The sequence below is a fragment of the Micromonospora sp. NPDC049171 genome, assembly GCF_040648275.1.
GTDB lineage: Bacteria > Actinomycetota > Actinomycetes > Mycobacteriales > Micromonosporaceae > Micromonospora.
In genome coordinates, this window is sequence record NZ_JBEZDJ010000035.1 from 13,464 (window position 1) to 35,296 (window position 21,833).

Consider the following 21,833-nt stretch of genomic DNA (forward strand, 5'->3'; position numbering starts at 1 on the left):
TTCTGGGCCCCCGTTTCGTTCGCGTCCGCCGGACCGGCGCCGTCGGCGTCCGTACCAGCCTTCGCTTCGGTGAGGTTGCGCTCCTGCGCCCCGGCCTCGTCGCCGGCGGGCTTGCCGTCGCCGGCCGGCGCGTTGGCCGCCACGCCGGCGGCCTCGGCCGACCGCGCGTCGCGCGGCTCGGGCGCGGTGCCGTCCGTCGGGACCTTGGTCCCCGGCGCGTCCGGCACCGCCGTGCCCGCGTCCGGCTGCCGGGTCTCGGCGGCGCGCACCTCCGGCGACTTGTCGTCCGGTGCCTTGACGTCCCGCGTGGTGCTGCCGCTCGCGGCGGCGGCGGGAGCCGGCTCGCCGGCACCGGCGTTGCCGGGCGTCGGGGCGGACGCCCCGTCGCCACCCTTGACCGGGGCCGCGCTGGCCTCGACGGGCGCCGGCTTGGCGGCCTCCGCCTTCGCCTTCGCCTCGGCGGCGGCCTTGTCCGCCTCCGCCTTGCTCCGGATCGGGGTGTTCGGGTCGAAGCCCGGCACCGAGACGCCGTGCTGCTGGGCCAGCCGCAGCCCGCGCAGGGTCGGCTCACCCGGGTCGCCGTCGGCGACCGCGCCGTCGCGCTCGTCGGCGAAACCGGCGAGCTGCACCGCCATCTCCTTGAGCGTGCAGAGCCGGGCGCCCCGGGTCGGCATCGGCCGCCCGCCCGCGCGCAGCTCGTCGACCACACCGACCGCCGTCGACGGGTCCACGCCGTCGAAGAAGTCGTAGTTGACTGTCATCACCGGGCCGTAGTCGCACGCCGCCAGGCACTCGGCGTGCTCCAGCGTGATGGTGCCGTCGCCGGTCGTCTCGTCGTGCCCGACGCCCAGGTGCTCGGACAGGGTGTCGTAGACCTCCTGGCCACCGAGCACGTTGCACATGGTGTTGGTGCAGACGCTGACCAGGAAGTCACCAGTCGGCTTGCGCTTGTACATCGTGTAGAAGGTGGCCACCGCGCCGACCTGGGCCTTGTTCAGCCCCAGCACCTCGGCGCAGAACGCGACCCCGGCCGGGGACACGTACCCCTCCTCGGCCTGCACCAGGTGCAGCAGCGGCAGCAACGCCGAGCGGGACCGGTCCGCCGGGTAACGGGCGATGATCTCGCGCGCCCGATCCCGGGTCTCGTCAGTGAAAGTCGTCGTCATCGGTCACACCCACCCATCACCGGGTCCAGAGAGGCGCCGCCGGCGATCACGTCGGCGATCAGGCCACCCTCGGCCATCGCCGGGAGAGCCTGGAGGTTGACGAAGCTCGGCTCCCGGTAGTGCACCCGGTACGGACGGGTGCCACCGTCGGAGACCGCGTGCACGCCCAACTCGCCGCGGGGCGCCTCGATGGCGACGTACACCTGGCCGGGCGGCACCCGGAAGCCCTCGGTCACCAGCTTGAAGTGGTGGATCAGCGACTCCATCGACTGACCCATGATCTTCGCGACGTGCTCCAGCGAGTTGCCCATGCCGTCCACGCCGATGGCGAGCTGCGCCGGCCAGGCGATCTTGCGGTCGGCGACCATCACCGGGCCCGGACGAAGCCGGTCCAGGGCCTGCTCGACGAGCTTCATCGACTCCCGGATCTCGGCGAGCCGGACCTGGTAGCGGCCCCACACGTCACCGTCGGGGTGGGTCGGCACGTCGAACTCGTAGTTCTCGTAACCGCAGTACGGCATGGTCTTGCGCAGGTCCCAGGCGAGGCCGGCGGAACGCAGCACCGGCCCGGTGATGCCGAGCGCCACACAGCCGGTGACGTCCAGCACCGCGACGTTCTTCGTCCGCTCGGTCCAGATCGGCTGACCGGAGAGCAGGTCCTCGTACTCCTTGAGCTTCTTCGGCATCATCTTGAGGAACTCGCGGATCTTGACGATGGCGTCGTCCGGCACGTCCTGTGCCACACCGCCCGGCCGCACGTACGCGTGGTTCATCCGCAGGCCGGTGATGGTCTCGAAGATGTCGAGGATGTACTCCCGCTCGCGGAAGCCGTACAGCATGATCGAGATCGCGCCCAGCTCCATGCCGGTGGTGGCCAGCCAGACCAGGTGCGACGAGATCCGGTTGAGCTCCATCATCAGCACGCGGATGGTGGTGGCCCGCTCGGTGATGTCGTCGGTGATGCCGAGCAGCTTCTCGACGGCGAGGGCGTACGCCGTCTCGTTGAAGATCGGGGCGAGGTAGTCCATCCGGGTCACGAACGTCGAGCCCTGGACCCAGTTGCGGTATTCGAGGTTCTTCTCGATGCCGGTGTGCAGGTAGCCGATGACGGACCGGGCCTCGCGGACCGTCTCGCCCTCCAGCTCCAGGATCAGCCGCAACACCCCGTGCGTGGACGGGTGCTGCGGACCCATGTTGACGACGATCCGCTCGTCGTTGATCGGGTCGGTGCCCGAGACGATGGTGTCCCAGTCCCCACCGGTGACGGTGAAGACCCGGCCCTCTTCGGTCTCGCGCTCGCTGGCGTAGTTCGACGTCGTCACAGCGCCCGCCCTCCGATCGCGACTGCACTCCTCGCGCTCACTGGTACGACCTCCGCTCGTTCGGCGGCTGGATCTCCGCGCCCTTGTACTCGACGGGGACACCGCCGAGCGGGTAGTCCTTGCGCTGCGGGTGGCCCTCCCAGTCGTCCGGCATGAGGATCCGGGTCAGGTTGGGGTGACCGTCGAAGACGATGCCGAACATGTCGTACGCCTCCCGCTCCTGCCAGTCGGCGGTCGGGTAGACGGCCGTCACGCTGGGCAGGTGCGGGGCCGCCACGGCGACCGCGGCCTCCAGCCGGATCCGCCGCCGGTACGTCATCGAGGTGAGCAGGTAGACCACGTGCAGCCGGCGCTCGTCGGCACCCAGGTAGTCCACGCCGGACACCGAGGAGCACAGCTCGAACCGCAGCGCCAGGTCGTCGCGCAGCACCTGGCAGACCTCGGCGATCCGCTCCGGCCGGACGTGCAGGGTCAGCTCGCCCCGGTCGACCACGACCTTCTCGATCGCGTCACCGAAGGCCGGGTACGCCTCCTCCAGCGCGTCGCGGACCTCGTCGAAGTAGCCCCCGTACGGTCGGGGCGCCTCCTCGATGGGTTGGCGCTGGCGGACCAGGCCGCCGTAGCCGGACACGTCGCCGGTGCCGTGGTTGCCGAACATCCCGCGCCCGGCCGGGCTGGACGGCGGCAACTCGGCGGGGGCACCACTGGTGGCGCCGGCTGGCACCACCGGCAGCGGTACGCCGCCGTCGTTGGGCTTGTCCGTGGGTGACGTCATTTGGGGCCTGCCTGCGGGTGGAGGTGGTTCTGAGCGTTCATCCAGTTCTCGATGCGCAGCTGCTCCTCGCGGCCCTCGCGGACCGCCCGGGTCCACTCGGCACGCCGGGCCTTGTCGCTGCGGTACGACGAGGGCATGGAGCCGTAGGGCACCACCGGAACGTCGCCGCGCTCCTGACGGGCAGCCAGCATCTTGCGGCCGTTCGGACCCAGCGGCTCATACATGATCTTCTCGCGGAGCTTGAGGATCGCGTCGATGAGCATCTCCGGCCGGGGCGGGCAGCCGGGCAGGTACATGTCGACCGGCACGACGTGGTCGACGCCCTGCACGATCGCGTAGTTGTTGAACATGCCGCCGCTGCTGGCGCAGACGCCCATGGAGAGCACCCAGCGGGGCTCGGCCATCTGGTCGTAGATCTGGCGCAGCACCGGAGCCATCTTCTGGCTGACCCGGCCGGCCACGATCATCAGGTCCGCCTGCCGGGGGGACGCCCGGAAGACCTCCATGCCCCAGCGGCCCATGTCGTAGTGCGGACCACCGGCGGCCATCATCTCGATGGCGCAGCAGGCCAGGCCGAAGGTCGCGCCCCACACGGACGACTTCCGGGACCAGTTGACCAGCTTCTCCACCGAGGTGAGCAGGACGCCGGCGGGAAGCTTCTCCTCGATGCCCATCTGACGTTCCTTCCTCAGTCCCAGTCCAGGCCGCCGCGCCGCCACACGTAGGCGTACGCAACGAAGACCGCGACGATGAACAGGACCATCTCCACGAAGCCGAAGATCGGCAGAGCGTCGAACGTGACCGCCCAGGGGTAGAGGAAGATGATCTCGATGTCGAAGACGATGAAGAGCATCGCCGTCAGGTAGAACTTGATCGGGAACCGGCCGCCGCCGACCGGCTGCGGGCTGGGCTCGATGCCGCACTCGTAAGCCTCGAGTTTGGCCTTGTTGTAGCGACGGGGCCCGGCGAAGCGGGCGGCGCCGACGGAAAACAGCGAGAACGCCGCGGCGAGGGCGAACAGCCCGATGATCGGTGCGTAAGGCGAGAGCGACATCGTTTTCTCCTGCTCGTCCTTCCCTGCCCTCGGTGCTTGACGAAAATCACACTATTCACGTCCCTCGCAGTGGCAGTCGGCGGGGGTCGATCTTTGTCAGCGTCGGGGCCGTGACCAGCACCGATGCCGTCCTACTCAGACAGCTGGCGCGGCCTTCGTCATCGCGTTGATGACCCGGTCCATCGCATCCCCACCGCGTGGGTCGGTCAGGTTGGCCAACAACTTGAGCACGAAACGCATCAGCGTCGGATGCGGCATGCCGTGTTTGGTGGCGATCCGCATGATCTCGGGGCGGCCGATCAGTTTCACGAAGATGCCGCCCAACCGGTAGTAGCCGCCGAGCCGGGCCTTCAGCTCGTTCGGGTACGCCAGCAGCGCGCGCTCGCGTTCCGGGCCGGCGGGCCGGGCGAGCGCCTGGACCGCGACCTCCGCGGCCAGCTCACCGGACTCCATCGCGTACGCGATGCCCTCACCGTTGAACGGGTTGACCATGCCACCCGAGTCGCCGACCAGCAGCACACCCCGGGTGTAGTGCGGCACCCGGTTGAAGCCCATCGGCAGCGCGGCGCCGAGGATCGGACCGTCGGCGTTGGTCTCGTCGGTCATCCCCCAGTCTTCCGGGGTGTTGGCGAGCCAGTCGGTGAGCAGCCGGCGGTAGTTGGTCTTGCCGAACGCCGAGGACGAGTTGAGCACGCCGAGGCCGACGTTGACCCGCCCGTCACCGAGGCCGAAGATCCAGCCGTACCCGGGCAGCAGGTTGTCGCCGCTGTCCTTGCTGCGCAGCTCCAGCCAGGACTCCAGGTAGTTGTCCTCGTGCTTGGCCGGCGAGCGGTAGTAGCGGCGGACGGCCACGCCGATCGGCCGGTCCTCCCGCTTGGCCAGCCCGAGCGCGAGCGGGAACCGGCCGGAGACCCCGTCGGCCGCGACGACGAGCGGGGCGTGGAAGGTGGTCGGCTCCTTACCCGGGCCGACCTCCGCCTCGACGCCGGTGACCCGGCCGTCACCGTCGAGCACCGGGCCCAACACGTTGACGTTGGTGCGCAGTTTGGCACCGGCGGCCACCGCCCGCTGCGCGAGCAGGTCGTCGAAGTCCAGCCGCGTGCGGACCAGACCGTAGTTGGGGAAGCTGGCCAGCTCGGGCCAGTCCAGCTCCAGGCGGACCCCGCCGCCGATGACCCGCAGGCCCCGGTTGTGCAGCCAGCCGGCCTCGGGCGAGGTGTCCACACCCATCCGGATGAGCTGGCGCACCGCGCGCGGGGTCAACCCGTCGCCGCAGACCTTCTCCCGGGGGAACTCGGTCTTCTCCAACAACAGCACCCGTACGCCGTGCCGGGCCAGGTGGTACGCGGTCGCTGACCCACCGGGACCGGCGCCCACGACAATGACGTCGGCGTCGTGTTCCACCGCGGTCATTCGCGCCTCCTCCCGCACGCTCGTGAAATGCTTCACAAGCCAGACGGGACGAGTGTATGACCGGCGTCATACCTGCGCAGGATCAGGGGTACCTAACTCGCCGATGTGACAGCCGATGATCGTCCACAGCGGCCGAGTGTCAGGCCGGGCTGGGTGCGTCCAGGCCCGCATCGACCCGGATGGTCTCCGGCAGATGCTCCCGGAGCGCCCCGCCCGCCGCCCGGTCCAGCGCCGCCAACACCTCGGCGACCACCTGCCGGACCTCCACCGGATCGGCTCCGGCCAACGCGCGCAACTGGGCGATGAGTTCGGCCGCGTCGTCGTCGGTGGCGGCCACCGGGTCCGCCGGCTCTACTCCGGTCATGCGAACGAGCGTACGGCGCAAAGTGGACTAAAGACCGATATTCGCGAAACCTGAACAATGTCCGCGTCGGTCGCTCCGACTACTCGCGGATCCCCCGGTGCAGGGCCACCACGCCGCCTGTCAGGTTGCGCCACGCCACCCGGCCCCACCCGGCCGCGGCGACCCGTCCGGCCAGCGCCTCCTGCGCCGGCCAGGCCCGAACCGACTCGGCGAGGTAGACGTACGCGTCGGGGTTGCTCGACACCGAGCGGGCGACCACCGGCAGCGACCGCATCAGGTACGACAGGTAGACCGTCCGGAAGACCGGGTTGACCGGGGTGCTGAACTCGCACACCACCAGCCGCCCACCCGGCCGGGTCACCCGCGCCAACTCCCGCAGGGCCGCGTCGGTGTCGCTGACGTTGCGCAGCGCGAAGGAGATGGTCACCGCGTCGAAGCTGGCGTCGGCGAACGGCAACCGCAACGCGTCGCCGGCCAGCAGCGGCACCTCGGGACGGACCCGCTTGCCGGCGTACAGCATGCCCAGCGACAGGTCAGCCCCCACCGCGTACGCCCCGGACTGCGCCAACTCCCGGGTCGAGATGCCGGTGCCCGCGCCCACGTCCAGCACCCGCTCGCCCGGCCGCAGCCCGAGCGCCGACCGAGTGGCCCGACGCCACGACCGGTCCTGGCCGAAGGAGATCACGGTGTTGGTCAGGTCGTAGCGCTCCGCCACGCCATCGAACATCGCGGCGACCTCGTGCGGCTGCTTGTCCAGACTGGCGCGCTGGCCCTGCGGGGAACGGCTCACCCCCTCCACTCTGCCAGCCGCCCGCAAACCGGCACTCATGGGGTGACGCGAACGGGCGGGGTGGTGACCCACCCCGCCCGCACGTCGTACCGGTTGTCGCGAACGCCTCGTCAGCGTCTCACCTGTCAGTCGGTCGACTTCTCGTCGCTCGGGGCGACCAGGACGACCTTGCGCCGACGGGAGAGCACCAGCAGCGCACCGCCCACCAGCAGGATGAGACCACCGATGCCGCCGATCAGGCCGACCTGCACACCGGTGACCGGCAGGCCACCACCACCGGAGCCACCGGCAGCCGGCGACGTGGTCGTGCCCGGCGTCGTCGTACCGCCCGGGGTGGGCGTGCCGCCCGGCGTCGGGGTGGCCGTCCCGCCGGGGGTCGGCGTGGCCGTGGCCGTGGGCGTCGGGGTGACGGTGGGGCTCGGGGTCGGCTGGGCACTCAGGTCGACGAAGACATCGAAGATCGCCTGGTTGTCACTCTCGTCGACCTCGGTGAAGGCCTTCCGCTGGGCGCTGGTCGCCACCTCGGGCTGCTCCTCGGCCTGACCCGTCGCGGCGTCGAGACCCTGCGCGACGAGCTCGCCGACCCGCAGCACCGGCTCGGTGACGTTCGCGCCGACGGTCACCTTGACGTCCGCCGTGTAGTACTCACCGGGCTTGATCACCGCGCCGTCGTCCTGACAGAGCGCCTGGGCGACGTTGGCGAAGGTCTGCGACACGCAGGTGTCCGGAAGCGTGGCGAAGGTGACCCCGGCCGGGAGCGTGAGCACGTAGGACAGGCCGGTGGCCTTGCGGCTGCCGTCGTTGTAGACCGCCCAGTCCAGCGGCACCGTCTCGCCGCGCTTGACCGGCCGGAGGTTGGGGTCGTCGCCCTGGACGCCGTTCACCACGACGTTCGCGTAGACGTCCTGCACCCAGCTGGTCAGGTCGTAGCCGCGCTTGCCGACGATGATGTCGTGCTCGACCCTGTTGTCCTTCTTCTTGGGGTCGGCGGTGGCCGAGGTGATGGTGACCACCAGCGTGCCGGCCTCGCCGCGCGCACCCGTGGAGAACAGCGGAATACCGAAGTCCTCGCTGGTGCCGGCCGGCACGTCGCCGAGCGGGCAGGTGAACGTCTTGCCCTTCACCTGGCAGCCCTTGGGCACGACGACCCCGACCACGCTCTTCAGCAACCTGCTGGTGTCCACGGTGTAGCTGACGCCCTTGGCGGCGACCGTGCTCCGGGTGTTGTCGACCAGGAACTTGAACGGCTTGGCCTTGGCCGCCTTGACGCCCTTGGCCAGCTCGAAGCTGAGCGGCGTCAGAGCCAGATCGGCCTGGTCGGCGGCCTGCGCCGGGGCGGCCACGGTGGCCAGGCCACCGGCCGCGAGCAGGGCCACAACGCCGGCGCGGGCCAGAGCCGAGCGGTGGAACGCTGTCATCGATCCCCCGGGGGTAGGGAAAGCAAGAATGGTTGCGGAACGAGCGGACGCTATCGAAGGTCGATCACGCACGCCAGCATGCGGGACCCTTTTCATCCGTCCGGCCCGGGGTGGGCAGACGGTACGGGCGGGATGGTCACCCATCCCGCCCGTACCGCCGTGCGTTATATGAACGACCCGCAACGGGCCGATGGAGGACAGCCCACGAACGACCATCAGACCACCCGCCACCAGCACGATCGCGCTGAAACACCGGTCGCCGGTGATGACGGATATGAGCCGGGACGCTAGCCGCCGCCAATCATCTCCACCACCCCGAAGCGGACAGCCTGACGCCGCGGCGCACGGGACCACCCGTACCGCCGGGGTCGGCCGGCGGGAGCATGAGCCTCGATCAGCCGAACGGCCGGGCGTCGAGCCGCGTCAGCTGACGTCGACGAGTGGCAGCGAACGGCCCGCGCCACCGCCGGGGAGCGCGATCGAGGAGAAGTGCGAGACCACCCGCTCGTCGGTCGGGTCGTCGGCCGGCGTGTGGTGCACGGCGAGCCGGTTGTAGAGGGTGTCCCGCTGCGCGGGAATCCGGTCCGCCGAGCGGATCATGCCGATCAGCTCGTGCAGGTTGGAGCGGTGCCGCGCACCGGCCGAGGAGATCACGTTCTCCTCCAGCATGATCGAGCCGAGGTCGTCCACGCCCATGTGCAGCGAGAGCTGCCCGACATCCTTGCCGGTCGTCAGCCAGGACGCCTGCAGGTGCGGCACGGTCTCGAAGAAGAGCCGGGCCACCGCGACGAGGCGCAGGTATTCCAGCGTGGTCGCCTGGGTGCGGCCCTTGAGGTGGTTGTTCTCCGGCTGGTACGTCCACGGAATGAAGGACCGGAACCCGCGGGTGCGGTCCTGCACGTCCCGGATCATGCGCAGGTGCTCGATCCGCTCGGCGTGCGTCTCGCCGGTGCCCATCATCATGGTGGCGGTCGACTCGATGCCCTGCCGGTGCGCCAGCTCCATGACCTCCAGCCAGCGCTCGCCCGACTCCTTGAGGGGCGCGATGGCCTTCCGCGGCCGCTCCGGCAGCATCTCCGCGCCGGCGCCCGCGATCGAGTCCAGACCGGCGATCTTGATCCGGGCGATGGCCTCGTCCAGGCTCACCCCGGAGACCTTCGCCATGTGCAGGATCTCGCTGGGGCCGATCGAGTGGATGACCAGTTGCGGGTACGCCTGCTTGACCGAGGAGAAGAGCTCCTCGTAGTACTCGACGCCGTAGTCCGGGTGGTGGCCACCCTGGAGCATCACCTGGGTGGCGCCCAGCTCGACCGCCTCGCCGCAGCGGCGCAGGATCTCCTCGGTCGGGTGGGTCCACCCTTCCGCGTGCTTGGGCGCCCGGTAGAACGCGCAGAACTTGCACGCCGTCACACAGACGTTCGTGTAGTTGATGTTGCGGTCGATCAGGTACGTGACGACGTTGTCCGGGTAGCGCCGCCGACGCACCGCGTCCGCCGCCTCACCCAACGCGTGGAAGGGTGCCTCGGTGTAGAGCAGCAGTGCCTCCTCGGGCGTGATCCGCCCGCCGTCCGCGCCCCGCTGCAGGATGTCGTCGATCTCCCGGCTCACCGTCACGTCCCCGAGCGTACGCCGGTCACGCGCGTTGCCTTGAGGGGTGGTTCAAGGCTGTGATTTCGCCGCACCGTTTCCGCGATCTTGCACTTTCTGTCGCCGCATAAGAGGCATTCCACGCACACAGGCCACTGAAAGTGCAAGATCGGCGCGGGCGAGGCGGTTCCGCCCCGCTCACCGAGACTGGCGCGGGCGAGGCGGTTGCGCCCCGCTCACCGAGACTGGCGCCCCGAACCCGGCACCGCCCCAACGAAACGGGACCAACCCGCCCGGTCAAAGGCCAGCACCGGGCCGGCCGGGTCCTTCGAGTCGCGGACGGCGATCACGTGGGACAGCTCGGCGACCTCGACGCAGTCGGCGTTCGAGCCGCTGCGGCTGGACTTGCGCCAGATCGCGCCGGACAGCTCCGCAGTGATCATCGGGGGCTCACTCTCGCTCGTGCTCCGTTGCGACCCGCGCAACGAACTCCACCGAATCGACGGGGCTCAGCGCCACCTCGGCCAGCCTATCGGCCTCCCGTCGGAAGTGCGCCACCTGCGGCGCCTCCTCCAGGAACAGCCCGGCCAGCTTGTGGTCCAGATAGACCACGGACCGGTTGCGGGGAAAGTCGAACAGCGCGAACGACCCGTCCAGCCCGGTGTGCCCACCCACTTCCAGCGGCACCACCTGCAACGTCACGTTCGGCCGCTCCGCGGCCTCGATCAGGTGCCGAAGCTGCCGGGCCATGACGCGGTGGCCACCGAGCACCCGGCGCAACACCATCTCGTCGAGCAGCGCGTGCAGCGTCGGCGGCGTGGCCCGGCTCAGGATCGCCTGCCGACCCAGCCGGGCGGCAACACGCCCCTCCGCCTCGTCCGCCGGCACTCCGCAGCCGACCATCACCGCCTGGGTGTAATCCGGGATCTGCAACAGGCCGGGCACCAGCAGCGGCTGCCAGTTCACGACGCTGGTCGCCTCGGCCTCCAGCCGGATCAGTGTCCGGGACTCGTCGGACAGCCCACCGATCGCCTCCCACCACCCGGTCTCGGCCGACCGCTCGGCCATCCCGAGCAGCCGCTTCCGCTCGTCCCCCGTGATGCCGTAGATCACCAGCAGCGAGGCGACATCCGCGGCCAGGATGCCCTGGATGCCGGTCTCCATCCGGGATAATTTGGACGGTTGCCAGCCCAGCCGGATAGCCACCCGACGCAGCGGCAGTTTGCGCGACTCCCGCAGGTCGCGTAGCTCGCCGCCGAGTCCACGACCGACGACTGTGGGTTGACTGGCCTTGGGCATCGTTGGTCCTCCGCGTCGACTCGCGTCGCACCGTCACGCTGACGGCATGGACTCGTCGCGTTGAGTATTGACTTGATCTCAGTAACCCGCAACCATCGCAAGCAACATTGCTGAGTCTCGTTCCCCGCAGCAGGAGGTTGCGATGCCCATCTGGACCCAACAGCCCACCTGGCTGCGACCGTACGATCCCGCCGATTCACCCGGGCCGATCCCGTCAGTGATCGCCCACTTTCGGCGGCGCGGGCGCGCCGAAGAGCCGACACCATCGGAGGCGGAGCGAGAGGCGAGCCGATACACAGTGGTGCTGGTACCGCCCGAAGCCGCCGTGGCGCTCGGCGACGACCGGGGCGAGGTCGGCCTGCAACTCTTCCGCGACACCGACTGGGACCATTACCCAGCCCACCTCGACGAGGCGGTCAAGCTGATCGAGGAGGCGTGCGGCGAACGGGTAGCCCTGGTCGAGCACCGCTCCGACCTGACCTACTGGACCGCCCACGTCCGCCCCAACGACTGACGTCGGGCTGACTCAGCTCCCGCGCACCTCGACCTCAGCTCTCGCGTACCTCGACACTGATGCCGTAGCTGTCCCACAGCTCCGCCGCGAGCACCGGCCCCACGAACGCCGGCACGTGCGCCTCCCACCACGGCCGATCGGCCAGCCCCGGCATCGGTTGCTCGGACAACACCGCGCGGAACCGCTCGTCCGCCGCCTCGACCCGCTCCCGGACCCAGCCCATCTGCGGAAAGCCGCGCAACCGCTCGTCGGTCAGCACGGTCTCGATCGCGTGCCGGACGCTCAGATCGTTCCAGTACTCGTCGAGGACGTCGTCGTAGCCGTCCTCGCAGAACCCGACGAACTGCTCCCACCCCTCCACATAGCCGGTCGGCCGCCGCCCGCCGGTGACCTCGGCGAACCGCTCGACGAACTCCCTGTCGTTCGGCGCGCTCACGCGTCGTAGTCGACAGTGAGCCGGTCGGTGGTCGGGCTGGACTGGCAGGTCAGCACGTAACCGGCGGCCAGTTCGTCGGGCTCCAGGGCGTAGTTGCGGGCCATCGTGACCGCCCCGTCGACGACCTTCGCCTTACAGGTCGAGCAGACACCGCCCTTGCAGGCGTACGGCAACTCGCCGCGCACCTTGAGCGCGGCGTCCAGCACCCGCTCCTCGCGACCCATCGTGAAGTTCGACGACCTGCCGTCCAGCACGATGGTGACCTCGGCCCCGGCACCCGCCTGGTCGACGGGGCGGCGCACCGGCTCGGGCGGCGCGTCGACGTGGAACAGCTCGGTGTGCACCGCCGACTCGGGCAGGCCGCGTGCGGTCAGCACGTCCCGGACGTCGACCACCATCGCGTACGGGCCGCAGAGGAACCACTCCTCGATCACGTCGCCCGGCACGATGGTGCCCAGCAACCGGCCCAGCCGCTCGGCGTCGATCCGCCCGGAGAGCAGCGCCGACTCGCCCTGCTCGCGGGAGAGCACGTGCACCAGGTGCAGCCGGGTGGGATAGCGGTCCTTCAGATCGGCCAACTCCTCGGCGAACATCACCGTGTTGGCCGTGCGGTTGCCGTACACCAGGGTGAAGGTGCTGGCCGGCTCGACGGCCAGGGCGGTCGCGACAAGCGCGAGCACCGGCGTGATGCCGGAGCCGGCGACGACCGCGCCGTAGTGCCGCACCCGGTCCGGCGCGAACCCCGTGGTGAAGGTGCCCAACGGCGGCAGCACCTCGACCGTGTCGCCACCACGCAGCGCCCCGCACGCGAACGACGAGAACGCGCCGCCCGGGATCTCCCGCACCCCGATCCGCAACCGGCCGTGCCGGGCCAGGTCGTCGGGGGTCGAGCAGATCGAGTACGACCGGCGCACGTCCGTGCCGTCCGCACCAGCGGAGCTGGTGGCCCCGGCTCCGCCGGGAAGACGCACGGTGAGGTGCTGGCCCGCGCGGAACGCGAAGGTCTCCCGCAGATCCTCGGGTACGGCGAAGGTCACCGCGACAGCATCGTCGGTGAGCCGGTCGACGGCGGCGACCGACAACTGGTGGAAGACCGGCCGCCGGCGGACCGGGCGGGTGATGGTGACAGTCACAGCGCCTTCAGGTGGTCGAAGGGTTCGGAGCAGGACCGGCACCGCCACAGCGCCTTGCACGCGGTGGAGCCGAACCGGCTGACCTGCTCGGTCTCCGGCGAGCCGCACTGCGGGCAACGGACCGCGAGGGTCAACGGGACGACGCCGGTGGCGGGCACCGGGGCCGGCGGGGCGATCCCGGCGGCGGCGAGCTTGGCCCGCCCACCCGCGGAGATCCAGTCGGTGCTCCACGGCGGGCTGTAGACGGTACGGACCTCGGAGTCGGCGTGACCGGCGACCGCCAGCGCGCGGCGGATGTCGGTGCGGATCACGTCCATCGCCGGGCAACCGGTGTAGGTCGGCGTGATGGTGACGGTGACCCGACCGCTGGCCGGGTCCTCCTCGACCGCCCGCAGGATGCCCAGCTCGTCAATGGTGATCACCCGGATCTCCGGGTCCACGACGCTGGCCGCGGCCTCCCGCGCGCTCACCGTGCCGCCGGTCGCGACGGCCGGGCCCGCGGTCCGCGCGGTCACCACTGCGCTCCGGGATGGGCGCGGTGCAGCACCTGCATCTCGGCGAGCAGGTAGGCCAGGTGCTCGGTGTGCACGCCGTCCCGCCCACCGCCCGGGGCCCAACCACGCTCCGGCAGGGTGAGCGTCGCCTCGGCCACCACCGCGCCGACGGTCGCGTCGAACGCCGGCCGCAGGGCCGCCGGGTCGACCGGCGCCGCCGGGTCCGCGGCGAACAACTCGTGGGTGTACGGCCACACCTGGTCGACTGCCGCCTGCATGCGACGGTGCGACTCCTCGGTGCCGTCGCCGAGCCGCTTCACCCACAGCGCGCCGTGATCCAGGTGGTACGCCGACTCCTTGCGCGCCTTCGCACCGATCGCGGCCAACCGTTCGTCCGCACAGCCGGCCAGCGCCGAGTACAGCGGCAGCTGGTACGCCGCCAGGAAGAACAGCTTCGCCATGGTCACCGCGAAGTCGCCGTTGGGCAGCTCGACCAGGAGCGCGTTGCGGAACTCGCGGTCGTCACGCAGGTACGCCAACGCGTCCTCGTCGCGGCCTGCGCCCTCCAGCTCACCCGCGTACGACAGCAGCAGGCGCGCCGCGCCGAGCTGGTCGAGGGCGATGTTGGCGAGCGCGATGTCCTCTTCCATCTCGGGCGCACGGGTCGTCCACTCGGCCAGTCGTTGCGCCGCGATCAGCGCGTCGTCGCCGAGGGCGAGAGTGAAGTCGAAGGGCCCGTTCACGCCACCACCTCGCTGCGCTCGGCGGCGACGCGAAGCGCCCCGCTGCTGAGCCGGCCGGTTCGCTCGCTCCGCTCGCTTCCCGCCACCACCTCGCTGCGCTCGGCGGCGACGCGAAGCGCCCCGCTGCTGAGCCGGCCGGTTCGCTCGCTCCGCTCGCTCACAGGTGGGCCACCCCGTCCGGCACCTCGTAGAAGGTGGGGTGGCGGTAGACCTTGTCGGCCGCCGGGTCGAAGAAGGCGTCCTTCTCGTCCGGGCTGGACGCGGTGATCGCGCCGGCCGGCACCACCCAGATCGACACGCCCTCCTGGCGGCGGGTGTACAGGTCCCGGGCGTTGCGCAGGGCCAGCTCGGCATCGGGGGCGTGCAGGCTGCCGACGTGGGTGTGCGACAGCCCCCGTCGCGCCCGCACGAAGACCTCCCAGAGCGGCGAGTGTTCGGTCGTCACGCGGCCACCTTCTCCTTCTGTTGCGCCCGCTTCGCGGCATACGCCGCGGCGGCCTCGCGTACCCATGCGCCGTCGGCGTGCGCGGCCCGCCGGTGGGCCATCCGCTCCCGGTTGCACGGGCCGTTGCCCTTGATGACCTGCATCAGCTCGTCGTAGTCCGGCTGGGTGTAGTCGTACGCCTGCCGCTCCTCGTTCCAGCGCAGGTCGGCGTCGGGGATGCGCAGCCCGAGGATTTCGGCCTGCTGGACGCACATGTCGACGAAACGCTGCCGCAGATCGTCGTTCGAGAAACGCTTGATCTTCCAGGACATCGACTGGGCGGAGTGCGTGGAGTCGCCGTCCGGCGGGCCGAACATCGCCAGCGACGGGTACCACCAGCGGTCCACCGAGTCCTGGGCCATCGCCTGCTGCTCCGGGGTGCCGTGCGCCAGGGTGTGCAGGATCTCGTAGCCCTGCCGCTGGTGGAACGACTCCTCCTTGCAGACCCGGATCATCGCTCGGGCGTACGGGCCGTACGAGCAGCGGCACAGCGGCACCTGGTTGACGATCGCCGCGCCGTCCACCAGCCAACCGATCGCACCCACGTCGGCCCAGCTCAGGGTGGGGTAGTTGAAGATCGAGCTGTACTTCTGGCGGCCGTCGAGCAGCAGCCGGACCAGCTCGTCGCGGCTGATGCCGAGGGTCTCGGCGGCGGCGTAGAGATAGAGGCCGTGGCCCGCCTCGTCCTGCACCTTGGCCAGCAGGATCGCCTTGCGCTTGAGCGAGGGCGCCCGACTGATCCAGTTGCCCTCCGGCTGCATGCCGATGATCTCGGAGTGGGCGTGCTGGGCGATCTGCCGGATCAGCGTCCGGCGGTACGCGTCGGGCATCCAGTCGCGCGGCTCGATCTTCTGCTCGGCGTCGACCACCTCGGCGAAGTACGCCGCAAGGTCCTCGTCGGGCGCGGGACCGCCACGCCGACCGCGCGCCGCCGCCGCGCGTAGCTCCGCCTCGGCGGCCTCGACCTCGCCCAGCAGGCCGCCGGGCGCCTCGTCCGGGGCGCCGTCGGGTGCGCCGTCGGAGGCGCCGTCAGCGGCGGAGAAGTCGTTGCCATACATGCTGTCAAGTGTTACAGCTTGCGATGCGTTGCACCAGGGGGTGTAATAAGAATCCGGATAGCCGTTCTGTAATCGAATGAGCGCTTTGCGCTACCTGGCGGGGCCCCGCAACGCCGTGACCTAGGCCACGAAACAAAGTTGAAACACTGCAAAAACCTCATAGCGGTCCCATACCCCGCCTTTATCGCAGTTTGCCTAGTGTCGAAACCTGGCAGGTCAGCCAACCGGACGTAGACTTTCGCCGGCACACCGATCGGCTTCAGATGATTGCCAACCGAGACAGCGGCCATCTCCCCCGGCCCTGGCGATCCGCCGATCCGTCCGGACAAGAAGCCGGCCCCCCGGCCCTGACACCTGGAGCTCACCCACTCATGCGATCCCGCGTGACCCTGGTGCTCGTCGTCACGACGGTCCTGCTGAGCGGCGTCCTACTGGGCTCCGCCGCGTACGCACGGCTCGCCAGTGACGACAGCGGCGCAGGCGGTGCCTCCGGCGTCGCCACGCCCGCACCCACCCCACCACCGCCGCCCACCCTGGCGGCCGGTCCGGTGTCGGTGGACTTCCAGGGTGACTTCTTCTCCTGGGCGCTGATGGATCGACAGACCGGCAAGATCTCGGGGTCGCCGAACATGGCCGCGACCAGCTCCACCGAGTCGATGATCAAGGCCTGGATCGTCTCCGACTACCTCCGACAGTTCGGCAACAAGGAGCCGCCGGCAGCGTTGAAGGAGTTGGCTCGGGTCGCCATCGTCGACAGCAACGACGGGGCTACCGACAAGGTCTACTTCGCCGCGGGCGGCTCGTACCGGTCGCCGGCAAAGGGGGTGGTCGGGCCGGTCATCCAGCGGGCCATCAAGATCTGCGGGCTGACCGACACCAAGCCCGGCATCGTGCCGAAGCGCGAGGGTTGGTGGAGCTACACCCAGATGTCTCCCCGGGACGCCGTCCGGGTCGGCGACTGCATCGCCGACGGTAAGGCCGCCGGCCCGAAATGGACCAAGTGGGTGTTGGACCAGATGAGCAACGTCACGGGCAGCACCGCAGCCAAGGACCAGCGGCCCACGTCCGGCGGTGGCCGGTGGGGGATCATCGACGGCCTACCGAAGTCGATCACCGAGCAGGGCCCGGTCAGCATGAAGAACGGGTGGACCAGGATCAGTTACGACGGCAGCTGGCACGTTAACTGCCTCGCCGTCACCGGCAAATGGAGTCTCGCGGTGATGCTGCGCTATCCAGTCAAGAGCGGTTTGGACTACGGCGCGAAGGTCTGCGCCAGTGTGGCCACCCAGTTGGTCACCCCGCAGCCCGGCGCCGCACTCAAGGTGCCGCAGCAGCCGGTGGGGAAGCTCTGATGGCCGGCAGTCGCCGGGCCGACCGACGTGGCGGCGGTGAGGCGTCCCCGCTGCGGCTGGTCGCCATCGCCGTCATCCTGATCGGGTTGGTGCTGGTGTCGCTGCGGCTGCTGCCCGGGTCACCGTTCGAGTCGGCTGCCGCCGCCAAGTGGGGTGACGCCACGGGAGGCAACGACCGGTCCACGGGTGCGGCCACCAACCGCAGCGCCCGCGAGCCGGCCTCGCCGTCGCCGAGCCCCACGCCGACGCTGGAGCCGCTGCCGTTCGTCGCCAAGGACCTCGACCTGAACATCGAGGGCTGGTATTCCTGGAGCGTGTTGGATCGCCGCACCGGGCAGATCATCGGTTCCAAGAACATGGGCGAGACCAGCACGACCGCATCGATGATCAAAGCTTGGGTCGTCGCCGACTACCTGCGTCGCGCGGCCGACGCCGGCCAGACCCCGAGCAACGCGAAGCTCGCCGACGCGACGCTGATCATCCGAGACAGCGACAACACCCGGGCCCAACAGTTCTTCAACCAGGTCGGCGGGGCCGCCTCGATCAAGCGCCTGATCTCCATGTGCAAACTGACCGACAGCAAGGTTGCCCCCGACCGCGGCTGGAGCGAGACGGCGCTCTCCCCCCGAGACGCCGCCCGCATGGGCAACTGCATCGCCACCGGCACGGCCGCCGGGCCGAAATGGACCAAGTGGCTGCTCAACGAGATGAAGCTGGTTCGCGGCGCCGGTGACTTCGGTATCCGCAAGGCCTTCCCGGCCGCCCAGCGGAAGCAGATCGCCATCAAGAACGGGTGGATCGACCGGATCGAGGTGCAGGAGATGCACATCAACTGCATGGCCATCGGTGACACCTGGACGATGGGCGTCATGCTCAAGTACCCGATCAACCTGGGCTACGACTACGGCATGGACAACTGCGAGAAGGTCACCAAGGCACTCCTGCGCCCCGGCGTCTGAGCCGCAGCTCCGGCTCGGCCGCAGGTAGGGCGCAGCGGCCGGGCTGCCTCTCTGTCGCCGCGGCCGGGGCTCGCCGGTCAGCCGGCGAAGAACTCGGGGCCGCCGTCCGGCAGCTCCGGGGCCGCGCCGATCGCGGCCGCTCGCCGGGCCCACTCACGCAGCCCGGCGACCTGCCGGTCGCCGAGCGAAAAGTCCAGGGTCCGGAAGTACGTGGCCAGCGTCTCCGCGTCGAAGGTCTCCCAGCGGGCCGCAGCCTCGGCGACCTGGTCCAGCTCGGCCAGGCAGAGGTCCCGCGAGCGCAGGAACGCCTCGTGCACCTCCTTGACCAGCCCCGGGTGGGCGGCGGCAAAGTCGCGGCGCACCGCCCAGACGGCGAAGACCATCGGCAGACCGGTCCACTCCCGCCATGCCTGCCCGAGGTCGGTGACGATGAGACCCCGCTGCGGCGCCTCGTAGTACGCCCGCAGCGCCACGTCGCCGATCAGCACCCCGGCGTCGGCTTCGAGCAGCATCTGCGTCAGGTCCGGTGGGCAGCGGAAGTACTCGGGCCGCACGTTGTACCGCTCGGCGAGCAGCAACTGGGCCAGCATCACCCCGGTCCGCGACGTCGAGCCAAGCGCCACCCGGGCACCGTCCAACTCGGCGAGGGGCCGGGTGGAGACCATGTTGACCGAGAGCACCGGTCCGTCGCTGCCCACCGCCAGGTCCGGCAGGAGGAGCAGTTCGTCGGCGTGCTTCAGGTACTCCAACAGAGTGATCGGGCCGATGTCGAGATCGCCGGCAACCAGTGCCGCGCTCAACCGGTCCGGCGAGTCCTTCTGCAGGTCGACGTCGAGCAGGGCACCGGAGCGCATCAAACCCCAGTAGATCGGCAGGCAGTTCAGGAACTGGATGTGCCCGACCCGCGGGCGTGCGATGCGCTCAGCCATGACCCGACCGTATCCCCGGCTTTCCGACCCGGCTCGGCGGGTCGACCCGGAGTGGCCAAACCCGCATCCGCCAGGTCGACGTACCCCGCAGCGCGACTCGACGGCAGCGGAACATACGGCGATGAAAACGGCTCTCATCCATTGATCAACGCCGACCGAAAGTGTCGTACTCCTGTTCTAATCTATTGTCATGTTGGAAGCGTTGACGCAGGCAGGCGGTGCGGTCGACGACTGTGCCGAGGCCGCGCTGTGGGGGCTCTCCGACGACCAGCTGCTCGCCTCCCTCGACGCGACACAGGTGCTGACGCAGCGGCTGGCCACCGTTCAGCTCGGGCTGGTCCGCGAGCTGGACAGCCGCGGCCTGGCAGTCGCCCAGGGCGCTTCGTCCACCGCCGTCTGGCTGCGGGAACGGCTCCGGCTCTCCGGTCGCTCCGCACGCCAACTGGTCCAGCTCGCCGCCACCGTCGACGCCGCGCCAGCAACGGTGCGTGACGCACTGCTCAGCGGCGCCATCACCGTGGAGCAGGGCCGAGTCGTGGCCGAGACGATCGCCGCCCTCCCCGTGGAGGCCGGTCCCGAGGTGGCCGACAAAGCCACCCAACTGCTTGTCGCCTGGGCCGACCGGTTCGACCCGACCATCCTGAGCCGGCTCGGGGAGCGCGTCCTCACGCACGTCGCACCGGATCTGGCCGACCAGGCTGAGCTGAAGGCTCTTCAACGGGCCACCGAGCGGGCCGAGGCTCGCCGGCACGTCACGCTCTCCGACCAGCAAGACGGTCAGGTACGCCTCAGCGGCAACCTCGACACCGAAACCGCGAGCCTGCTCCGTGAGGCGATCGACCCGCTCTGTGCCCCGGCCGGCGAGCACGATGATCGCAGTCCTGGTCAACGCCGTGCCGACGCGCTGGCCGAGGTCTGTCGGTTGGCGCTGCGTACAGGTCAGCTGCCCGACAGCGGCGGAGACCGACCTCAGCTCGTGGTGACCGTGTCACTCGACGATCTGGTCAACGGCGTACGCGCCGGCACATTGGAGACCGGGGCACGCCTCACGCCGGGCGCGGTCCGCCGGCTCGCCTGCGACGCCAGCCTGTTGCCGGCCGTACTGGGCGGCAACAGTCAGGTCCTGGACGTCGGCCGCCAGCGGAGGCTCTTCACCGGCCCGCTGAGGCGTGCGCTGGTGCTGCGAGACGGCGGGTGCGCCTTCCCTGGCTGTGACCGACCGCCGAGATGGTGCGACGGACACCATGTCCGACACTGGGCCGACGGTGGAGCGACAGCGCTGGGCAATGCCGTGCTGCTCTGCGGCTACCACCACCGGTTCGTCCATCGCGGCGACTGGACAGTCCGCATCGCGGCGGACGGCCGGCCCGAGTTCCTTCCGCCCCGCTGGCTCGACCCACTACGCACACCACGCCGCAACCAATACCACCGGCGATGCTGATGCCGCCGAGCACGCCGACACCGCCCGAGGCCGCGAGCAGGCAGGCGGGCAACGCCCTGCCGCCCACCAGGCCCCAGTCCACCGGTTCGCCAGACCACCACGTCGCCAGACCACCACGTCGCCAAGTGACTAGGCGGCGGGTCACCAGGCGACCATGTGACCAGGCCACCGGATTACCAGGCCACCGGGACCGCCGGACCACGAGACCACCGAGGCCGCCGAGGCCGCCGAGGCCGCCGAGGCCGCCGAGGCCGCCGAGTTGCTTGGTGACCGCGTGGCGATCACGTCGCCAGCCCGCCGGGCCGTCAGGTGGCGCCCTCCAGAAGGGCAGGTCGTTCTGTCGCGTCTCGCGGCTCGCCCCTCGGGCGAGCCGCCCCGCCCGGCAACACGCCGTCTCCGACAGGTGGTCCCCTGGGTAATTCGGTAGTGGCGACTGAGAGAAGAGCGTAAGGTTGCAGCCCGCTTGACGGCCGAGGTGACCTGCACCGGCACGGACGTCTTCGCGCCGGGCGGCCGGCCATCCGCCCCCGGACACGCGAGCGCGCAGCAGATGTGAACGATGGGACGTCAGCATGCCCGCACTCGATATCGACACCCACCTCGACACGGATCTGTCCGCCGAACGCGCACACCTGGCAGCTTCACGGGCCGCACTGCGAAGGATGCGGGAGCGCGCGGAAGCCCTCTTCGCCACCGGTGACCAGGTGGCCGGCGACGCGTACGCGGCGGAGACGCTTGGCCGCACCCTGGCCCGGCGGGTGACCGAGTTGGCCGACGACCCGACCACACCACTCTTCTTCGGCCGACTCGACTTCGCCGAATCCACCGACCCTGACACCACGGACCCAGGCAGCACCACCCACACCAGCACCGCCCACACCAGCACCACCCACACCAGCACCGAGCACGGCCGTGCCGACCATGCCAACACCCCGCACAGCAGCGCCACGCACAACGCCACCACGCACGACAGCACCGAGACCGACACCACCACGCACCGCCGCACCGACACCAGCAGCACCACGCAAAGCTCCACCACGCACCGAAGCACCAACGCCGACAGCAGCACCACCAGCGGCAGCGCCACCAGCGGCAGCGAGGG

At 70.2% G+C, this 21,833-nt stretch carries 23 protein-coding genes and 2 pseudogenes; 5 read left to right on the top strand and 20 right to left on the bottom strand.

Translation table 11 applies throughout. From position 1 onward, the window contains the following. Nucleotides 1–401: 401 nt before the first annotated feature. From nuoE to AB0B14_RS32440, 12 genes and pseudogenes are all read right to left on the bottom strand, one after another. A pseudogene (gene nuoE / locus AB0B14_RS32385) lies at nucleotides 402–1,166 on the bottom strand (NADH-quinone oxidoreductase subunit NuoE); the annotation flags it as partial. Beyond that, a complete protein-coding gene (locus AB0B14_RS32390) occupies nucleotides 1,163–2,488 on the bottom strand; it encodes an NADH-quinone oxidoreductase subunit D (RefSeq protein ID WP_357068632.1) in 1,326 nt (441 codons plus the stop codon). The gene AB0B14_RS32390 and the pseudogene nuoE, both read right to left, overlap by 4 nt. 37 nt (nucleotides 2,489–2,525) lie before the next feature. Then, nucleotides 2,526–3,263: an NADH-quinone oxidoreductase subunit C gene (locus tag AB0B14_RS32395; RefSeq protein ID WP_357525870.1), complete on the bottom strand. Its 738-nt coding sequence runs from the start codon at nucleotides 3,261–3,263 to the stop codon at nucleotides 2,526–2,528. After that, on the bottom strand, nucleotides 3,260–3,937 hold the full coding sequence (locus AB0B14_RS32400) for an NADH-quinone oxidoreductase subunit B (RefSeq protein ID WP_030486262.1): 678 nt from the start codon (nucleotides 3,935–3,937) through the stop codon (nucleotides 3,260–3,262). The genes AB0B14_RS32395 and AB0B14_RS32400 overlap by 4 nt, the downstream gene beginning before the upstream one ends. A 14-nt stretch (nucleotides 3,938–3,951) precedes the next feature. Next, nucleotides 3,952–4,317 carry an NADH-quinone oxidoreductase subunit A gene (locus AB0B14_RS32405; RefSeq protein ID WP_110565037.1) on the bottom strand — a complete coding sequence of 122 codons (366 nt, stop codon included), beginning with the start codon at nucleotides 4,315–4,317 and terminating at the stop codon, nucleotides 3,952–3,954. A gap of 135 nt (nucleotides 4,318–4,452) precedes the next feature. Further along, a complete protein-coding gene (locus AB0B14_RS32410; protein WP_357068637.1) occupies nucleotides 4,453–5,730 on the bottom strand; it encodes a geranylgeranyl reductase family protein in 1,278 nt (425 codons plus the stop codon). Nucleotides 5,731–5,869: 139 nt separating this feature from the next. Beyond that, entirely contained in the window at nucleotides 5,870–6,094 is a 225-nt protein-coding gene (locus AB0B14_RS32415; RefSeq protein ID WP_357068639.1) for a hypothetical protein, read from the bottom strand. 79 nt (nucleotides 6,095–6,173) lie between these two features. Next, nucleotides 6,174–6,884, bottom strand: a complete 711-nt coding sequence (locus tag AB0B14_RS32420) for a demethylmenaquinone methyltransferase (RefSeq protein ID WP_357068641.1) — start codon at nucleotides 6,882–6,884, stop codon at nucleotides 6,174–6,176. 125 nt (nucleotides 6,885–7,009) lie between these two features. Beyond that, nucleotides 7,010–8,302 carry an LPXTG cell wall anchor domain-containing protein gene (locus AB0B14_RS32425; RefSeq protein WP_357525872.1) on the bottom strand — a complete coding sequence of 431 codons (1,293 nt, stop codon included), beginning with the start codon at nucleotides 8,300–8,302 and terminating at the stop codon, nucleotides 7,010–7,012. A gap of 423 nt (nucleotides 8,303–8,725) precedes the next feature. Next, entirely contained in the window at nucleotides 8,726–9,916 is a 1,191-nt protein-coding gene (mqnC, locus tag AB0B14_RS32430; protein WP_357068645.1) for a cyclic dehypoxanthinyl futalosine synthase, read from the bottom strand. Between the two features lie 209 nt (nucleotides 9,917–10,125). Next, on the bottom strand, nucleotides 10,126–10,332 hold the full coding sequence (locus AB0B14_RS32435) for a DUF397 domain-containing protein (protein WP_357525873.1): 207 nt from the start codon (nucleotides 10,330–10,332) through the stop codon (nucleotides 10,126–10,128). A 7-nt stretch (nucleotides 10,333–10,339) separates the two neighbouring features. Then, complete coding sequence (locus tag AB0B14_RS32440; protein ID WP_357525875.1) at nucleotides 10,340–11,188, bottom strand: helix-turn-helix transcriptional regulator; 849 nt, start codon at nucleotides 11,186–11,188, stop codon at nucleotides 10,340–10,342. A gap of 142 nt (nucleotides 11,189–11,330) precedes the next feature. Here AB0B14_RS32440 and AB0B14_RS32445 point away from each other — a divergent pair, with 142 nt between their 5' ends. Next, nucleotides 11,331–11,702 (top strand): hypothetical protein, encoded by a 372-nt coding sequence (locus AB0B14_RS32445; RefSeq protein WP_357068651.1) that lies wholly within the window; start codon nucleotides 11,331–11,333, stop codon nucleotides 11,700–11,702. Nucleotides 11,703–11,736: 34 nt separating this feature from the next. On the opposite strand, the gene AB0B14_RS32450 is transcribed toward AB0B14_RS32445, so the two are convergent. Genes AB0B14_RS32450 through paaA form a run of 7 tightly spaced genes read right to left on the bottom strand, consistent with a single transcriptional unit; the run spans nucleotide 11,737 to nucleotide 16,050 of the window. Then, nucleotides 11,737–12,138 (bottom strand): hypothetical protein, encoded by a 402-nt coding sequence (locus AB0B14_RS32450; protein ID WP_357068653.1) that lies wholly within the window; start codon nucleotides 12,136–12,138, stop codon nucleotides 11,737–11,739. Then, nucleotides 12,135–13,271 (bottom strand): 1,2-phenylacetyl-CoA epoxidase subunit PaaE, encoded by a 1,137-nt coding sequence (paaE, locus tag AB0B14_RS32455; RefSeq protein ID WP_357068655.1) that lies wholly within the window; start codon nucleotides 13,269–13,271, stop codon nucleotides 12,135–12,137. The genes AB0B14_RS32450 and paaE overlap by 4 nt, the downstream gene beginning before the upstream one ends. Continuing rightward, nucleotides 13,268–13,741 carry a 1,2-phenylacetyl-CoA epoxidase subunit PaaD gene (paaD, locus tag AB0B14_RS32460; protein ID WP_357525909.1) on the bottom strand — a complete coding sequence of 158 codons (474 nt, stop codon included), beginning with the start codon at nucleotides 13,739–13,741 and terminating at the stop codon, nucleotides 13,268–13,270. The genes paaE and paaD overlap by 4 nt, the downstream gene beginning before the upstream one ends. A gap of 41 nt (nucleotides 13,742–13,782) precedes the next feature. Continuing rightward, entirely contained in the window at nucleotides 13,783–14,508 is a 726-nt protein-coding gene (gene paaC / locus AB0B14_RS32465) for a 1,2-phenylacetyl-CoA epoxidase subunit PaaC (RefSeq protein WP_357525877.1), read from the bottom strand. Next, nucleotides 14,505–14,669 (bottom strand): hypothetical protein, encoded by a 165-nt coding sequence (locus AB0B14_RS32470; RefSeq protein ID WP_357525879.1) that lies wholly within the window; start codon nucleotides 14,667–14,669, stop codon nucleotides 14,505–14,507. The genes paaC and AB0B14_RS32470 overlap by 4 nt, the downstream gene beginning before the upstream one ends. Further along, nucleotides 14,666–14,953 carry a 1,2-phenylacetyl-CoA epoxidase subunit PaaB gene (paaB, locus tag AB0B14_RS32475; RefSeq protein ID WP_355027413.1) on the bottom strand — a complete coding sequence of 96 codons (288 nt, stop codon included), beginning with the start codon at nucleotides 14,951–14,953 and terminating at the stop codon, nucleotides 14,666–14,668. The genes AB0B14_RS32470 and paaB overlap by 4 nt, the downstream gene beginning before the upstream one ends. Continuing rightward, a complete protein-coding gene (gene paaA, locus AB0B14_RS32480) occupies nucleotides 14,950–16,050 on the bottom strand; it encodes a 1,2-phenylacetyl-CoA epoxidase subunit PaaA (protein ID WP_357068662.1) in 1,101 nt (366 codons plus the stop codon). Before paaA ends, paaB begins: the two co-directional genes overlap by 4 nt. Nucleotides 16,051–16,421: 371 nt before the next feature. On the opposite strand from paaA, the gene AB0B14_RS32485 reads away from it, so the two are divergent. Together AB0B14_RS32485 and AB0B14_RS32490 are read left to right on the top strand one after the other, a co-directional pair. Then, nucleotides 16,422–17,402: a hypothetical protein gene (locus tag AB0B14_RS32485; RefSeq protein WP_357068664.1), complete on the top strand. Its 981-nt coding sequence runs from the start codon at nucleotides 16,422–16,424 to the stop codon at nucleotides 17,400–17,402. Beyond that, the gene (locus AB0B14_RS32490) at nucleotides 17,402–18,361 is read left to right on the top strand and encodes a hypothetical protein (protein ID WP_357068667.1); all 960 of its coding nucleotides are present in this window, start codon (nucleotides 17,402–17,404) and stop codon (nucleotides 18,359–18,361) included. The genes AB0B14_RS32485 and AB0B14_RS32490 overlap by 1 nt, the downstream gene beginning before the upstream one ends. 77 nt (nucleotides 18,362–18,438) lie before the next feature. Here the strand turns inward: AB0B14_RS32490 and AB0B14_RS32495 are convergent, their stop codons facing one another. Further along, the gene (locus tag AB0B14_RS32495) at nucleotides 18,439–19,290 is read right to left on the bottom strand and encodes a menaquinone biosynthesis protein (protein WP_357068669.1); all 852 of its coding nucleotides are present in this window, start codon (nucleotides 19,288–19,290) and stop codon (nucleotides 18,439–18,441) included. A 190-nt stretch (nucleotides 19,291–19,480) separates the two neighbouring features. Here AB0B14_RS32495 and AB0B14_RS32500 point away from each other — a divergent pair, with 190 nt between their 5' ends. After that, nucleotides 19,481–20,731: a DUF222 domain-containing protein gene (locus tag AB0B14_RS32500; protein ID WP_357525881.1), complete on the top strand. Its 1,251-nt coding sequence runs from the start codon at nucleotides 19,481–19,483 to the stop codon at nucleotides 20,729–20,731. 572 nt (nucleotides 20,732–21,303) lie between these two features. Beyond that, a pseudogene (locus AB0B14_RS32505) lies at nucleotides 21,304–21,833 on the top strand (hypothetical protein); the annotation flags it as partial.

Bases quoted from the DNA above. Each gene is read 5' to 3' on its own strand.
- AB0B14_RS32485 (WP_357068664.1), top strand. From the start codon at position 16,422: ATGCGATCCCGCGTGACCCTGGTGCTCGTCGTCACGACGGTCCTGCTG.
- paaA (WP_357068662.1), bottom strand. From the start codon at position 16,050: ATGTATGGCAACGACTTCTCCGCCGCTGACGGCGCCTCCGACGGCGCA.
- AB0B14_RS32495 (WP_357068669.1), bottom strand. From the start codon at position 19,290: ATGGCTGAGCGCATCGCACGCCCGCGGGTCGGGCACATCCAGTTCCTG.
- AB0B14_RS32440 (WP_357525875.1), bottom strand. From the start codon at position 11,188: ATGCCCAAGGCCAGTCAACCCACAGTCGTCGGTCGTGGACTCGGCGGC.
- AB0B14_RS32435 (WP_357525873.1), bottom strand. From the start codon at position 10,332: ATGATCACTGCGGAGCTGTCCGGCGCGATCTGGCGCAAGTCCAGCCGC.
- AB0B14_RS32395 (WP_357525870.1), bottom strand. From the start codon at position 3,263: ATGACGTCACCCACGGACAAGCCCAACGACGGCGGCGTACCGCTGCCG.
- AB0B14_RS32410 (WP_357068637.1), bottom strand. From the start codon at position 5,730: ATGACCGCGGTGGAACACGACGCCGACGTCATTGTCGTGGGCGCCGGT.
- AB0B14_RS32445 (WP_357068651.1), top strand. From the start codon at position 11,331: ATGCCCATCTGGACCCAACAGCCCACCTGGCTGCGACCGTACGATCCC.
- AB0B14_RS32500 (WP_357525881.1), top strand. From the start codon at position 19,481: ATGTTGGAAGCGTTGACGCAGGCAGGCGGTGCGGTCGACGACTGTGCC.
- AB0B14_RS32415 (WP_357068639.1), bottom strand. From the start codon at position 6,094: ATGACCGGAGTAGAGCCGGCGGACCCGGTGGCCGCCACCGACGACGAC.
- AB0B14_RS32490 (WP_357068667.1), top strand. From the start codon at position 17,402: ATGGCCGGCAGTCGCCGGGCCGACCGACGTGGCGGCGGTGAGGCGTCC.
- AB0B14_RS32425 (WP_357525872.1), bottom strand. From the start codon at position 8,302: ATGACAGCGTTCCACCGCTCGGCTCTGGCCCGCGCCGGCGTTGTGGCC.
- AB0B14_RS32405 (WP_110565037.1), bottom strand. From the start codon at position 4,317: ATGTCGCTCTCGCCTTACGCACCGATCATCGGGCTGTTCGCCCTCGCC.
- AB0B14_RS32400 (WP_030486262.1), bottom strand. From the start codon at position 3,937: ATGGGCATCGAGGAGAAGCTTCCCGCCGGCGTCCTGCTCACCTCGGTG.